The sequence below is a fragment of the Paenibacillus turpanensis genome, from assembly GCF_011421635.1.
In the GTDB taxonomy this organism is placed as follows: Bacteria; Bacillota; Bacilli; order Paenibacillales; family YIM-B00363; genus Paenibacillus_AK; species Paenibacillus_AK turpanensis.
The window spans coordinates 174,476-189,573 of the sequence record NZ_WTLI01000007.1 but is presented as its reverse complement, the minus strand read 5'-3'; the positions used below and the strand labels follow the sequence as shown (position 1 = coordinate 189,573).

The following is a 15,098-nucleotide window of genomic DNA, read 5'->3' as shown; positions in this document are numbered from 1 at the left end:
ATGCAGGAGCTTGTCCTATCCGGCGAGGAGATCCTCAGACTTAAACAATATATCGAGCATAAGCATCAAAACTCCGAGCCCCGCCGCAAAGCGTTGATATTGGCCGATGCCGTCCACCGGACGGTGGAAAGCCGGCTGCCTGGATTTCCTGACACTGTTAAAAAGCAAATACGACACCGGCTCTTGGAAAATCATAAGTCAGTTATGGCTATCCGAGTCGATGATGTATTTCGGGAGTGCCTAACGCTCAATTTGGAGCAGGAAGAGCTTCTAACACCCTTTATCGCTTGGACATGCAGCAAATTCCCCTCTTCGTTACACGAAGAGGAGGTCCGTCGAGTCATCATGAATGAGTTCCATGGAATTGCTGCAGAAGGGACACAAGCACAGTTGGATGGGATCGGCGCTTTGGAGCAAGCTTTGGCAGAGGCGCTACCTAAGCTTGCCCGCACAGAAAACGAGCCCCAAGAGGCGGCCCATCCCCTAAAACAAACGTTGCTTGGCTCGTTAACAAGCTATCGCCCGGGGATGTATATTATGGGAGCCGCTCTTCTCCTGCTTTTGGCTCTTCTTCTTATGCCTCCCTCCGCCCATCAATCTACGATACCGGAATCAGTCGCAGTCAAAACAGCAGACCCGGCAATCTACGCAGCCGAAAAATCCGATGCCCTTGGCGGAATTTCGAATCACATTCGGTATACCGCTGTGGATAAATCGAAGCTCCAATTGTATCTCGCCAACAAGAAGTCGGCCCTCGCCGAAGAGCCTTATATTTCGGCAATTATTCAGGCTGCGGAGAAGCATGATCTTCATCCGCTTCTGCTTTTCGCGATTACAGGTCAGGAGCAAGGATTTGTACCAAGCGGGCATAAGCAAGCGAAGCAAATCGCCAATAACCCTTTCAACGTATTTGGCAGCTGGGAGCGTTACAGCACGACCATCGAGGATTCCGCTCACATCGCCGCAAAGCTGATCGTTAAACTGAGCAAGGACCGTCCCGCCGGAAGCGATCCGATTCAGTGGATTAATCATACCTATGCGGAGGATCCAAACTGGTGGAAGGGCGTCACCTGGTTGTTCGAGGATATGAAGCGCGAGGTCCAGCATCAACCTCAAGGCTCTATATCGGCCCTCCCTTGACATAACAAACAAAACAGCGGCACCCTAGCGGTGCCGCAAACACGAGAATTTCCTTAATTATACCTACTGCTGCCGACCGGCTTGAAAAGCTGCAATAAGTTTTTGCGCCCGTTCCGTTAATGCTTCAACATTTCCCGCTGCAACCGCAGCCTTATCGACCAGCTCGCTGCCAACCCCTACGGCAAACGCCCCGGCTCTTGCGAATTCCGCTATATTCGATTGATTGATGCCGCCAACCGGGATCATTGGGAGGTCGTTCAAGGGCCCGCGAATTTCTTTCAAGTAATTTGCGCCAAGAGCACCCGCAGGAAACAGCTTAAGCAGCTCCACCCCAAGACGGCGGGCTTGAAGCATCTCCGTTGCTGTCATCACGCCCGGAATCATGAGTTTCCCTCTTTCATGCACGGCGCTGACCACCTCCGGATTCAGATCAGGAGCCAACACAAATTGAGCCCCCGCATCCAGTACAAGCTGAACGGCCGCAGAATGTAGTACCGTACCCGCTCCTACGACCATTTTATCGCCCCAGCTCTCGGACAGCTCTCTAATGCATTGCAAATACCCTTCGGTATTGCAGGTTACTTCAATCGCTCTGATCCCCCCCGCATACAAGGCTTCGGCTGTTCTCGCTATCGTCTCCAACGGGATTCCCCTAACAATGGCAATGACACTATTTTCCTGTATAGTCTGAATGACGCTCGAGCTGTCCATATTTCATCCCCCGCTATCCCAACGATCGAACCCTATCGCATATAAGCGCCGCCATTGATTTCGATCGTCTCCCCCGTTATAAAGGAGGATAAGCTCGAAACCAGGAACAGCACCGCCCCCGCTACATCCGCCGGTTCTCCCTGCCGCTGAAGCGGTGTACCGGAAATCGCCGCCTGCTTCCCTGCCTCGGAGGTTACTTTAGCATGAAACTGGGTGTTTCCAATGAATCCCGGCGACACACAGTTGACCAAAACTCCATGCGGCGCCGCCTCTTTGGCCAGCCCTTTGGTGTAGGTCAGCACCGCCGCTTTGCTGGCGGCATAAATGCTGGCGCCCGGGCCCCCGCCGTGATGCGCAGCTACAGAGGACATATTCACGATGTGTCCGGACTTTTTGGCAAACATCCCAGGCAGCACTGCCTTCGACATAAACACCGTGCTTTTTAGATTCAAATCCATCACTTGATTGTAGAGCGTTTCCGTCATTTCCGCATTGCTCAGCCGCTCAAGCATATGGCCTGCATTGTTGACAAGAATATCGATGACCCCAAGCTCGCCTTCAATCTTCTGCACAAGCGCTTCGATTTGAGGTATGGAAGTGACATCCGCCTGAAAGACCTGCGCAATTCCTCCCTTTTCCCGAATGCGGGCTGCAACCTCCTCCGCCTTCACCCTGCTGCTGTTATAGTTCACCGCAACCTTGGCCCCGGCCTCCGCAAGCCGCAACGCAACCTCCGCGCCAATTCCCGAGCTCGCCCCTGTAACCAGCGCCACCTTATCCGTCAAGCTGAGTTTCATAACCACATCGCTCCTTTTTTCCTTATCCTATTAAAGTTAGAGTTCTATTACATTTCCACATCCCCGGCAAGAGTGGTTGAGCCTTTTTTACGAAAGCCTGATCCGATGCCGAGCAGCAAAATCAGTATCGCTATACTTAGAATCGTCCCCGAAATCGGACGTTCAAACAGCCCAAGGAATGATCCGTCCAGCATCTTTAAGGATTGCAGCAAAGAGCTCTCCATCATTTTTCCCAGAACAAAGGTCAGCACAATCGGCGCCATCGGAATCTCCGCTTTTTTCATCAAATACCCTACGATTCCAAAAACAATCATAATTCCGACATCAAACAAGCTGTTATTTGCCGTGTAGGCTCCAACGACGGAGATGACCAAGATCAATGGGTAGAGCAGCTTAGGCGGCACCGTGGCAATTTTGGCCCACCAGTTGGCCATCGGCAGGTTCATAATCAGCAGCACGAAATTTCCGATAAACATGCTCGCAACAACACCCCATACAAAAACCGGGTTGCTTTCAAACAGCATAGGCCCCGGCGTTAAGCCATGCATCATAAAGGCGCCCAAAATGATTGCAATGGTCGGCGAGCTTGGAATCCCCAGTGTAAAAAGCGGAATCAACGCCCCTCCGCAGTAGGAGTTGTTTGCTGTTTCAGGCCCGGATACACCTTCCAGCGCACCCTTCCCAAACCGAGACGGATCCTTCGCCAGTTTTTTCTCGAGGGAATAAGAGAGCAGCGCCGGAATGACCGAATTGGTGCCGGGGATCAGACCGATGAGGAAGCCGAGTACGGTCCCCCTTCCGATCGCCTTCATATTCGGCCCCCACTCCTCCTTACGAGGGAGCATTCCCTGCAGCTTTGGAGGCTTCTCCGTGGAAGCCATTTTCTCTATCCCAAGCAAAATCTCCGATAAACCAAACAGCCCCATAGCGACAATTACAAAATCGATGCCGGTCATCAAATAGGGGCTCCCAAACGTAAAGCGGAGGGTTCCCGACATCGAATCAATACCGACCATCGCGAGATTTAACCCTATAAACGCGGAGATCAAGCCGCGCACAATCGATTTGCCCATTAAGCCGATCACTGTGGACAGCCCCAGCACCATAAGGGCAAAAAACTCGGGAGGCCCAAAATGAAGTGCCCATTTCGCAAGCGGCGGCCCGATCAAGATCATGCCTAAAATCGAAAGGGTTCCGCCGATAAAAGAGCCTAACCCCGCAATTCCTAACGCAGCTCCGGCCCGGCCCTGCTTGGCAAGCGGACTGCCGTCCAAGCAAGTAATTACGGAAGCGGCTTCACCGGGGGTATTAATTAATACGGAGGTTATCGTCCCTCCATACATGGCACCATAATAAATGCCGCAAAGCATAATTATTGCGGAGACCGGCTCCATCCCGAATGTAATCGGCAGCAGTACCGCTACACCTGTGGTCGGCCCCAGGCCAGGCAGCACGCCAACCAGCATCCCGATGGATACGCCAATAAGACAATACAATAGATTCCAGCCATTTAAAGCGGTTACAAAACCTTGTAGAACGACATCAAATTCCGGCATCTCCGATCACCCGACCCAGCTCCATAATTCTCCTTTTGGCAAAGGGACGTCCAGCCAGCCGCTAAACGTATAATAGATCAGCACATTCACCGATAGCGCGATGACCGAGGCTCGAAGCCAAGGATAGGAACGAGCCAGAAGGGAAAACATCATGAGAAACCCTGCCAGCACGAACCCCAGCGATGACAGCACGAAAACGAAGACCAACACTGACGCAAGCACGGTCAGCACGTTCCGCATGTCCCTTCCCTTCGGCATGACCTCCGACCAATGGATCGGCTGCCCGATCGAGCTCACCATATACCATATGGAGATCAGCAGCAGTCCGCCGCTTAACCATCTCGGAAACAAGCCCGGCCCCGGACCTAAACTGCTGTAATAATCGAGCTCCCACGATTGCCACAAAAACGTTCCGGCAAAGATCATTAATACAAGAGACAAGTAGAAGCTCAGGTTGTTTTTCAGCTTCATTTCCACCCCTCCCTGCTTCGCAATTATTTGTTCGAAAGCCCCAGCTCCGGTATGAGCTTGCCGAATTTCTCATGATTTTCTTTCATATATTGACCGAACTCTTTACCGTCCTTAAACACAATGGTCAGTCCGTTTTTCTTCATAAAATCTTTGAATTCCGGATCCTCCATCCCTTTCTTAAAGCCATCGGACAGCACCTGTACGATTTCATCTGGTGTTTCCTTTGGAACGCCTAAACCTCTCCAAGTGCCGATATAACCGAATTCCTTGCCCGTCTCTTCTTTAAAGGTTTTCACTCCAGGCAGCACTTCCGCCGGTTTATCGTCGAGCACGGCGAGTGAGCGAAGGTTCCCCGACTCGACTTGGCTTTTCACCTCAGGCGGGCTCACTGGAACCGCATCCACATGCCCCCCCAGCAGCGCTGTAATTGCCGGGGCTGCGCCCTCAAACGGAATGTGGTTGAACTTCGTTCCCGTCCCTTTCTCTAGGGCTGCGGCAGCCAAATGCCAGATCGCACCCGTTCCGGAATTCCCAAGCTTGACCTGTCCCGGATTCGCTTTGGCATGCTCCAAAAATTCATTCATTGTCTTCCACGGGCTGTCGGCCCGAACCGTAATCGCCGCCGGCTCGTAATTCATCATGCCAACCGGCTTAAAGCTTTCGTACGTGATCGGAGAAAGCCCCAGATGGGACAACGTGGTCAATTCCACAGTAACCACCGTAACCGTATAACCATCGTTTCTGGCGTTGGAGCCTTCCGTCATGCCTACCGAACCGCCGCCTCCCGTTTTATTTACAACGGTAACCGGCTGCTTTAAATACTTTTCTGCGGTTCGAGCCAGTGCTCTTGCCGTTGTATCCGTTCCGCCCCCCGCCGCGAAAGGCACGATTAACGTAATCGGCTTTTTTGGAAAAACAGGTGCTTGCCCTGACGGCGACCCTGCAGTCGACTGGGTCCCTCCGCCGCATGCAGTGAGGGCGGTCATGCCGACGATCGTCGTCATCGCTATCAATGACTTCCATCTCCACTTCATCATTGCCATGGTCATCTACTCCATTCGTTCATAAGGATTTGCTTGATAGACGTTCAAGCCGCAAGCTTAGAATAGAGCGCGCCCGGCACGCGCAGCAATCTGTCGTTTAGCCGTTCTCCTTGCAGATCCGCCAAAACGGCATGCCATCGGTCGATCTGCATGGAAACTGTCTTGACTGCAAGCGGTAAAAAGGGACTGCCCTGGCCATGTACACGGCTTACCAGGCAGTCCCTGCAGTCAAAATATCCGACGAACCTCGCGGTATTTGCCCGGAGTCGTTCCCTTTGCTTTGCGGAAGCTGCGGATAAAGCTGGTTTCGTTCTGATACCCAACAAATGAGGCAACATCGGCAATTTTACGGTCTGTTTCCTGCAGGAGCCGACATGCCTTTTCAATACGCAACTTCGTTAAATATTCAAACACTCCATATCCGGTTTCCTGCTTAAACATACTGCTCACGGAGGACGTACTCATTTGTACCGAATCGGCTACCTGCTGCAACCCGATATTTTCCGCTAAATTCGTTTCCATGTATTCAATCATCTTCTGCACCAGTGTGTACTCTCTGCGGGCAGCCCGATGCTTTAGCCCCTCCGCAGCCTCTGTAGATAAATTACGCAGGAGGCCGGTGAGATCCGACAAATCCATCATTCTTAAGTGATGGGAGGTATAATCCTCAAGCTCATGAGGCTTCGTCAGTTCATGAGTCTCGTACAAATGAAGCAGCCTTTCCATCCACTCGTCGGCAAAAGAATACACGGATTCCGGGGCAGGCCTATGTTCTTTAATCCACTCCATCCAAGCTTCGATAGTCTCCGCTGCCGCTTCTGAATTTCCGTCTTCAATGCTTTGTTCCCACCTCTGCTTCCACCTGTTTGCTTGTTCCAGAGGCAGGTCTGTCGGCTCTAAGCCAAGTGTATATTCGATCACTTTCGCGTAGCCCTCATATAAACGTCTCGATAAGCCCGCTTTCGCCTCCATAAAGGACTGCCGTAATTGAAATACCGATTTCACCTGCGATCCCAAACCGATGGAAAGCTGCAGATGCAAGTACTTAGCGGACAAATCAATGACCTTCTGAAAAAGCTCCGAAAGGGATGAGTCGGCGACATGGTGTGTGTAGTGCTTCGGCTGCAAAATGAACACCACGTTTTCTTTATCGAGGAACACATGAGCGGAATGCCAACCCGATTCTGCGATCTCGTGGATGAGGTTGCAAAGCGCAAATTTTAAAAGCAGCTGGTCCTCCTCGTCAAAACGCGCGGACCAAGCCTTGTACCGGTTAATCGATACCATCACTACGGCCAGCGGCTCCTCCGTCCAGTCTTGGAAGTAACGCTGCCATTTAAATTGCGTTTCCTTTGCCCCGATACGGCGGAACAGAACATCCTGCACGTATTTGGACCGGATTTCCACGAGACTCTGCTTGTTTAAAGCTGCTTTTCGATCAAATTCCTTCATCAGCCTGCGGATCGACTGCTCGATATCCTCAAGATCCTCGTCATGCCTGCTATGCCCCTCTTGGACGATTAACTCACGTATTCTTTTTAAAGGACGATATGCGGTGTAGCTGTAGTAGTAAATGGCAATGCAGCCGATCAAAATGGAAAGCAGGGATAAGGAAACGATAATATTGCGCACAAGGCGCGCATGCGTGAGCAGGTCGTCCAGCGAAATGACGGAAACCCAGCGCCAGCCTGTCATATCGGAAAAAGCCTGGTTGGCCAAATACAAGCGGCTGTCCAGCTTCACTTCCGTAAACGGTCGAATGTTTAATGTTTCGACGACATGACGCATATCAGCCTCCCCAATGGCCAGGTTCTTTTTCGGGTAAATCAATTCCCCATCTAGATTAAAAATATATTGCGGCGCCTTCAGCTGAGTATGAATTGTCGTGAATAACCGGTCATAATCCAAATTTACGACGACAAGCCCGGCAAGCTTCCCTTCGGAACGAATCGGCCGATATAGGGAAATCAGCTCAGCACCTTGCGATTGGGAGGCATGACCGCTGCCTTCAGTTCTTCTTTTGATAAGGAGTGGCTTCCTCTCCATCTCTTGGATAAAGGCCGCCCAGCTCTGATCAGATCCCTCCGAGATCGAGTACTCCACGCCATTGACGGAGGATACCATGCGCTGCCGCACCGCATCGACAACATAGACGGAAACGATCTCCTCCTCGTATACGGTTTCTTTAAAATAAAAATGCAGCTCGGAGGCAGCTTTTTTCTTATCCTCCGTGGAAGCTGTTACGTAACCTAAGGCGGCCGGATGAAAAGACAACTGGACCGCCTTGCTGTCGTAGCTGCGAAACGCCCGATTCGTTACGTCAATATTCATTTGCAGCAGCTCGGCGTTCGGCTGATGCAATTCCCGATCCAGCTTACTCCGGTAATCATAGTAAAGGAAAAAGCTGACAAAGGATATGAAGGAAGAAACCAGCAAGGTCAGGAAAAAGCTTAGCTTCAGCTGCTTGCTGGTGTAGAATAGCTTTTCACGGAAATTCAGCTGCATTCGGAAATCCCCTTTGCCCCACAGGCTTTTTTGAAAAAACTTTCGTAACCTTTGCTAGGCGTATTTATAGAAAATACTTCATCGTTTGTCGGTAAGCTCAATGAGGAGCATTTTTTTGGGAAGCGCTTTCATTTTGCGGATTTATTATAACACATTAAAGCCTGTTTATACCAAATTTATCCACGGTATTCATGCATAAGAAACCCCCGGCCAGTATTGACCGGGGGAGAGTAGGGCAAGATCGGTGGCCTATCCTATTTTTAGTTTCCGAACATTCTCAGCAATACAACCACGGCCTCCGCGCGTGTCGTCAAGGCATCCGGAGCGAACACATTCCCGCTCCGTCCTTGAACAAGGTTATACTGATATACGGCTGTTACAGCCGATTTGGCCCACTCCGGAATGCGATCCTCATCTACAAAGGACGGCGAAGCGGCATTCGCTTCTGCCTGCTGATCGTTTACTTTCAGGGCACGATCAAGCATAACCGCCATTTCCGCACGCGTCACCTGGACGTTCGGCCGGAACGAGCCGTCCGAATACCCGCTGACAATTTGGCGGTCTGCGGCCGCCGCAATGTAAGGGAGCGCCCATTCGGGAATAACCTCGGCGTCCGTGAAAGCCGCTCTGTCGGCAGGGACCGACTCCGCTTCGCCCAAAGCACGCATCAGCATAACGGTAAACTCCATACGGGTAATCGGCTGATCCGGAAGGAACAGGCCGTTTGCATGACCGGAGGCAATACCTTTAGCAGCCGCTTCCTGGATGCTTATCTCTGCCCAGTGTCCGTTCACATCGGAGAAGAGCTCGACCGGGACAGGCGTTGGGGCTGGGGTCGCGTTTGGCTGCTCGGAAGCAGGAGCTTCCTCCTTCACCTGAAACAGCGCAAATTTCGTGAAATGATCTACCTTGGCGTAATAGTATTTTCCCTCCGCATAGCCCTCCACTTCCACCCATTTGGAGGTGTCCTCATCGTAAAAGAACAGTGCCGGACGTTGTCCTGCCTCCACATCCGCAGGATCAAATGCAAAACGTAGAGTCACCGGACTTACAAACGTGCGGCCCGTGTTTTTCAACAGCTCGTGGACGGAGCTCATCATCGTCATCGAATCGGGCTTTATTTGATCTGAAACCGTAACCTTCTCAATCGTGATCGTAAAAGACTCCCCTTGAGCCGGGATCTCAATCCGAACCGCATCTCCAAAGCTCGCTGTACAGGAGGCCTCACCGCAGATGGTTGTTGAAAGATTCGGATTCGACGGGAGCGGTTGATATTCCTCATCTTCATCATCCGAACCCGTGTCCACCGGAGGCGGTGTCACTGCGATCACAAAAACCTCAAAATCAGCTTCATATACTTGATACTGTACGGTTACCGTCGCACTGCCCGAGGCTCGCCCCTTCACTATCCCGTCAAGGCTTACCTCGGCAATTGCCGGAGCAGTAGAGGTGAACTGCAGCAGGGATTCATCCGCAATAGTCCGGCGGGTTCCATCCGAATATACTGCCTTCACAACCGTAGGACGACTATCACCTACATTTAGGCGATAAGAGACAGGATCCACTTCAACGTCGGTCAGGTAGGCGGCTTGTTCAGACACGATCACCCGCACCTTCGCCGTCACACTCGACGGATTCGCTGTTCCGCTCGGCGGCGTCAGCGTGCCCGTGAACGTGTACGTGCCTGCTCGCGACGCGTCATACGCCGGGCTGCCTCCGTCCCACGTCACCGCCGCCCGCACCTTCGCTCCGCCGCTCAGCGTCACTTCCACCTCCGGCGGCAAGCCCGCCTCCGCCAGCGCCGTGCCGTACGCGACCGGCAGGTCCGTCAGCGCGCTCACTGCCTCGATCGGCGCCGCTCCCACGATCACCCGCACCTTCGCCGTCACACTCGACGGATTCGCCGTTCCGCTCGGCGGCGTCAGCGTGCCCGTGAACGTGTACGTGCCGGCACGACTCGCGTCATACGCCGGGCTGCCTCCGTCCCACGTCACCGCCGCCCGCACCTTCGCTCCGCCGCTCAGCGTCACTTCCACCTCCGGCGGCAAGCCCGCCTCCGCCAGCGCCGTGCCGTACGCGACCGGCAGGTCCGTCAGCGCGCTCACCGTCTCGATCGGCGCCGCTCCGACGATCACCCGCACCTTCGCCGTCACACTCGCCGGATTCGCTGTTCCGCTCGGCGGCGTCAGCGTGCCCGTGAACGTGTACGTGCCTGCGCGCGACGCGTCATACGCCGGGCTGCCTCCGTCCCACGTCACCGCCGCCCGCGTCTTCGCTCCGCCGCTCAGCGTCACTTCCACCTCCGGCGGCAAGCCCGCTTCCGCCAGCGGCGTGCCGTACGCGACCGGCAGGTCCGTCAGCGCGCTCACCGCCTCGATCGGCGCCGCTCCGACGATCACCCGCACCGTCGCCGTCACACCCGCCGGATTCGCTGTTCCGCTCGGCGGCGTCAGCGTGCCCGTGAACGTGTACGTGCCTGCCCGACTCGCGTCATACGCAGGGCTGCCTCCGTCCCACGTCACCGCCGCCCGCACCTTCGCTCCGCCGCTCAGCGTCACTTCCACCTCCGGCGGCAAACCCGCCTCCGCCAGCGACGTGCCGTACGCGACCGGCAGGTCCGACAGCGCGCTCACCGTCTCGATCACGGGATTGGCCGTAAACTGTACCTCCTTCGGAGGCCCCGCTTCAAATCCCGCCGCCGACTCCCGCTTGTAGCGAACGAGCACCGACTGATCCCCGGGGAATACCGGCTCCTTTTCCCACGTCCAATACTCTTTATAGGTTTGTCCGCCATCCGTGGAATACTCCATTTTCTCATTGAGGCCGATTATCCGGTTTGCAGCATCATCTACAGAAACAGCTTGCGGCTCACCTACCCGCAGATCATACAACGCCGCACTACCCCAACCTGAGCTAAGCAGGTAGCTGCCATCTGCGAGCTGAAGGGCACTGCGGAAGCTTCCCACGTTGTCCATTTTCTTGTCCCATTGCACGAAGCCAAAATAATTGATCTTCAGCAAAGCTGCATGTTCGAACTGATTGCCCCCCGCAATCAAATAGCCACCGTCCCGCGTCGCTGTGATCGCCCTTCCAATTTGATGACCATAGTCAGCAAAACTGCTAATCAGCATCATATTGCCATTTGCATCCGTCATTACGAACAGCATATACTGCCTAGTTCCACCCTGCTGAACACCTACATGTCCTGCGATAACGTATCTATCTTTCTGAGGTGTATAGGTAATAGCATTGAGCTTGTAATAACCGTATTCCTGTTGACCTGTTTTCTCGTTTGTCGTAGAAAAGGTCTTTTCCCACTCTATATCCAGCTCCTGATTCACCTTCAGCATATAGCCTTTATCATCAGAGCTTCCAACCAGCACCATCCCACCATCAATTCCGGGTATCCCCGAAAACAAAGTTAAACTCTTCTGAGAAGGAACGATCTTGGAATGGAATTGTCCATTTCGGTCCCTTCGGACGAGCACAACCTGATCCAATGGTCCATCATATGTGTAACCGCCGATCAGAAACTCACCTGCGCCGCCTTCTACGATCGCCATCGCCCGGCCATTGGCAATATCCCCTTTTTCCCATACCACTTCGGATCCATCCTTCTTGATTTCACCGAAGAACAGCTTGTCATCCTTACTTCCGGCAAACATAAAGCTTCCTGTCTTGGTTTCCCGTATGTATGGAATGTGAGGCAAACCGGACCCCTTAAACTCTTTTCTCCACTTCTCAACGCCATTTGAGTCCAGCTTCATGACAAAAGCAACGCCATCAAGCCCCTGAAGTGCATACCCACCAGAAGCGATATATCCGCCATCTGAAACAGGCTGCAAATCCGAAAACACAGGCGCACCTGCGACCGGAATAGGGGTACCCACAAGCCGTTCCTTCGCATGCACAGGCGTCAATATAAATAAAGATACCGCCACTGCTATCATAAAAATCAACAATACCGAAAAACCTGATTTTCCTCTCACTTCCATGAACAAAGCACCTCGTTCTCTGTATAAAGCCGTTTAGCCTACCATTTATTGTACGATATCGTACCAAATAAAAAATCCCCCTAGAGGGGGATGCGAGAATGTAACGTGGTTATCGTCCGAAACGGGATTCGGATTAGAGCACCACTCCCTCCAATCGATAGAGCAGCTATCGTTTCCATCCCCCGAACTCGGCTGCCAAACGCAGCGCCTCCTCCCGGTTTTTTGCGCCAAGCTTGCTATAAATATTGCTGCGATGCGTTTTTAACGTTTCGTACGAAATTTGGAGCCTTTCAGCGATCTCTTTTCCATTCCTATGATCAACAAGGCAGCTTAACACATCCATCTCCCTTGCCGTAAGCAATGCCGTTAAGGGCTGTGCTTCTGCCGCAGAAGCCTCCGCCCCTCCCTCTAAGCCGGCATAAACGGTACGAACGAAAGCCAACGGCACTGCATCCTGCCCGCGAAAATCACCCCGCTGCTTCTCCTGCACCAGCTCGGCCATGAGGCCTCCTATCCAGCGCCCTTCATCCATGAGCACGCGCAGCAGCCCGTTCGACTCCGCCGTTCGCAGCGCCTCCTCAAGCTTCGCAAGCGCCTGCCATTTCTGGCCGAGCCGATCCAGCGCACAAGCCTGCAGAGCTGCAATCTCCGCTGCGTCGATCGGCCGAAGCTCCCTTCTTGCTAAGTGGAGCAGCTTCTCCAGCAGCTCGAATGCATCAGTCAAGCGGCCTTCGGCAAGAAGCCCCCGGGCATACAGCTCGTAATCGTAGAGCTCAAATACAGATAAATAATCTCCGACTCCAAGCTTTGTTTCCCGCATCCATTCCTGCAGCGGCGCGTCTTCTCCGCTTCGGTGCCAAAGGCGGATCGCCTCCAGCTGCAGAAGTGTCCCACCGCGAACATTCCCTCGTTCTTTCAACTTACGAGCTTCCGCCTCTACATCTGAGATCGCCTGGGTCAGCTTGCCTTTGGCCGTTAACACATTCGCCATCACGATCCAGCCCGGAATCAGCTCGTAATCAGCCGCCACGCTAAGCTGCCGCGCCCATTTTAAGCCCTCGGCAGCGTATGCTTCCGCTTTCTCGAGATCATTCCATTGATAAAGCATTTCTGCATAATTGATATACAGCCTGCCGAGAAAAAGCGGATTCACTGCCCGAAATAACTCCGCCAGCTGCAGTGTATACGGCTCAGCAACGGATCGCAGCACATGTCCCGGAGAAATTCTATAGCTTCGGGCAGTCGAGGTATGAAGCGGCTTCATCGGGGAGCCAAATAACAAACGAATTCCATCCGGCGCATAACGCAGCGTCTGCTCATAATGAACTCGCGCCTGATCCAGGCTGTAGTACCCAAACACCATTATTGTCCCCTGTACATATTGAAACAGCGCGAGAAACTGATTCCGCCGCCCCTCATCCAGCCCCTTCGAGGCAGATTTAAACCAACGCTCCGCATCAGCCAGCAGCATTTCCGCCCGGGCAACCTCTCCAGCATCCTCCGCTACCATGGAATTCACATAGGAGAAAAACAGTACCGGGTGCTCCAGCAATATATCGGTCGGGATCGCGGACAGCCATTCTCCAAGCTGCTTCCAGTTCCACCCGACAATGCCCGAGGCCATTTGTTCCAGCAGGCCGACAGCTTGTCCGTAACACTTTCCGAGCAAAAAATACTCGATAGCCTCCTCCTCAAGCCCTTTGTCCAAACACCATTCCGCAGCCGCTTGATAATGCTCCGAGGGCGCTTCCAAGCCTTCCCGTTCTGCCTGCCGCACCAAAAAATCATAGAATAAATGATGAAATCGGAACCAGTTCCCCTGAGCGTCCAAGAAAACAACAAAAACATGACCGCGTACGAGATCATTGATCAGCTCTTCGCTGTCGGCAAACCCCGTAACAGCACGGCACAACGAAACATTCCACCGCTTTAAAATCGAGCATCGAACCAGAAAGCTGCGCATCCGCTCCGTTTGCTGCGTCCAGACCTCCTCCAGCAAATACTGCATGACATGTCGGTTGTCCCCGCCATATCCTTCATCAAGGCCGTTCCATCCCTCCGTCTTTCGCAAGGATAAGGCCGCAACCTTTAGCCCGGTAATCCAGCCCTCTGTCTTTTCCACCAATGCGGAGACCCGCTTCGCATCAAAAGACAGGTTAACCCTACGGAAAAAATGCAGCGCCTCTTCTTCCGTAAACCTAAGGTCATTGGCATCTAGCCGAAAAGCCATTTGACGCGCCTCCAATCGGCTTACCGCGAAGCCGGGCTCCGTCCGGCTTATAAGGCACAGCTTGATAGCAGGCGGCAAGTAGGCGGCTATCGAGGCCATCAGCTCCAGCAGCTGTTGGTCTTGAATGACATGAAAATCATCGAGAACAAGGACAATCGGACCGTTTAAACGGTTTAACTCGTTTTGAAAAACGACGAAGGCCTGCTCCGCTTCCCCCGATGAAAGTGCCGGCAAAATCGGGCGTACCGCCGCCGCAAAACCGGGACGAATTGCATCCAAAGCGGCGGTTATATAATGCCAGAGCCGGCCGCCTTTATTATCCCCGGCATCCAGGGACACCCAAGCCGCATCCAATCCGCAGCTTTCGATCCATGCAGCGGCAAGCGTCGTCTTGCCATAACCGGCCGGAGCACAAATGAATCGTAACGCCGTATTCTTCTGGCCTTGCAGCTTATTAATCAAACGATCGCGCGCGATGAACTCATCCGAAGCGTGACGCGGAATGCTCAGCTTCGAGCGAAGAAGCGGCCTTTCCCCATTAAACTGATCTACTTGTGTATAAAAAGAGTGTTCTGCCTTACTCACTCGAGCTAAGCCTCCTGCCACCGTGTCTAATGTTAACTATTGTACCATGTTTCTGGACAGGCCTT

At 53.2% G+C, this 15,098-nt stretch carries 9 protein-coding genes; 1 reads left to right on the top strand and 8 read right to left on the bottom strand.

The features are described 5' to 3' along the window. Nucleotides 1–1,140 carry a glucosaminidase domain-containing protein gene (locus GQS10_RS08605; RefSeq protein ID WP_166241049.1) on the top strand — a complete coding sequence of 380 codons (1,140 nt, stop codon included), beginning with the start codon at nt 1–3 and terminating at the stop codon, nt 1,138–1,140. 63 nt (nt 1,141–1,203) lie between these two features. Here the strand turns inward: GQS10_RS08605 and GQS10_RS08600 are convergent, their stop codons facing one another. The 8 genes from GQS10_RS08600 to GQS10_RS23640 all read right to left on the bottom strand — a co-directional run bounded on the left by GQS10_RS08600 (nt 1,204) and on the right by GQS10_RS23640 (nt 15,033). Next, nucleotides 1,204–1,851, bottom strand: coding sequence for a bifunctional 4-hydroxy-2-oxoglutarate aldolase/2-dehydro-3-deoxy-phosphogluconate aldolase (locus tag GQS10_RS08600; protein WP_166241048.1), 648 nt, complete (start codon nt 1,849–1,851; stop codon nt 1,204–1,206). Nucleotides 1,852–1,883: 32 nt separating this feature from the next. Beyond that, entirely contained in the window at nt 1,884–2,648 is a 765-nt protein-coding gene (locus GQS10_RS08595) for an SDR family NAD(P)-dependent oxidoreductase (RefSeq protein WP_166241046.1), read from the bottom strand. Nucleotides 2,649–2,695: 47 nt separating this feature from the next. Next, the gene (locus GQS10_RS08590; protein ID WP_166241044.1) at nt 2,696–4,204 is read right to left on the bottom strand and encodes a tripartite tricarboxylate transporter permease; all 1,509 of its coding nucleotides are present in this window, start codon (nt 4,202–4,204) and stop codon (nt 2,696–2,698) included. Between the two features lie 6 nt (nt 4,205–4,210). Continuing rightward, nucleotides 4,211–4,675, bottom strand: a complete 465-nt coding sequence (locus tag GQS10_RS08585) for a tripartite tricarboxylate transporter TctB family protein (RefSeq protein ID WP_166241042.1) — start codon at nt 4,673–4,675, stop codon at nt 4,211–4,213. A gap of 23 nt (nt 4,676–4,698) precedes the next feature. Beyond that, the gene (locus GQS10_RS08580; RefSeq protein WP_166241123.1) at nt 4,699–5,712 is read right to left on the bottom strand and encodes a tripartite tricarboxylate transporter substrate binding protein; all 1,014 of its coding nucleotides are present in this window, start codon (nt 5,710–5,712) and stop codon (nt 4,699–4,701) included. A gap of 234 nt (nt 5,713–5,946) precedes the next feature. After that, nucleotides 5,947–8,223 (bottom strand): helix-turn-helix domain-containing protein, encoded by a 2,277-nt coding sequence (locus tag GQS10_RS08575; RefSeq protein WP_166241040.1) that lies wholly within the window; start codon nt 8,221–8,223, stop codon nt 5,947–5,949. A 260-nt stretch (nt 8,224–8,483) separates the two neighbouring features. Beyond that, entirely contained in the window at nt 8,484–12,173 is a 3,690-nt protein-coding gene (locus GQS10_RS08570) for an Ig-like domain-containing protein (protein WP_166241038.1), read from the bottom strand. A 211-nt stretch (nt 12,174–12,384) separates the two neighbouring features. After that, nucleotides 12,385–15,033 carry a winged helix-turn-helix domain-containing protein gene (locus GQS10_RS23640; protein WP_166241036.1) on the bottom strand — a complete coding sequence of 883 codons (2,649 nt, stop codon included), beginning with the start codon at nt 15,031–15,033 and terminating at the stop codon, nt 12,385–12,387. Between the last annotated feature and the right edge of the window lie 65 nt (nt 15,034–15,098).

Bases quoted from the DNA above. Each gene is read 5' to 3' on its own strand.
- GQS10_RS08605 (WP_166241049.1), top strand. From the start codon at position 1: ATGCAGGAGCTTGTCCTATCCGGCGAGGAGATCCTCAGACTTAAACAA.
- GQS10_RS08600 (WP_166241048.1), bottom strand. From the start codon at position 1,851: ATGGACAGCTCGAGCGTCATTCAGACTATACAGGAAAATAGTGTCATT.
- GQS10_RS08595 (WP_166241046.1), bottom strand. From the start codon at position 2,648: ATGAAACTCAGCTTGACGGATAAGGTGGCGCTGGTTACAGGGGCGAGC.
- GQS10_RS08590 (WP_166241044.1), bottom strand. From the start codon at position 4,204: ATGCCGGAATTTGATGTCGTTCTACAAGGTTTTGTAACCGCTTTAAAT.
- GQS10_RS08585 (WP_166241042.1), bottom strand. From the start codon at position 4,675: ATGAAGCTGAAAAACAACCTGAGCTTCTACTTGTCTCTTGTATTAATG.
- GQS10_RS08580 (WP_166241123.1), bottom strand. From the start codon at position 5,712: ATGATGAAGTGGAGATGGAAGTCATTGATAGCGATGACGACGATCGTC.
- GQS10_RS08575 (WP_166241040.1), bottom strand. From the start codon at position 8,223: ATGCAGCTGAATTTCCGTGAAAAGCTATTCTACACCAGCAAGCAGCTG.
- GQS10_RS08570 (WP_166241038.1), bottom strand. From the start codon at position 12,173: ATGATAGCAGTGGCGGTATCTTTATTTATATTGACGCCTGTGCATGCG.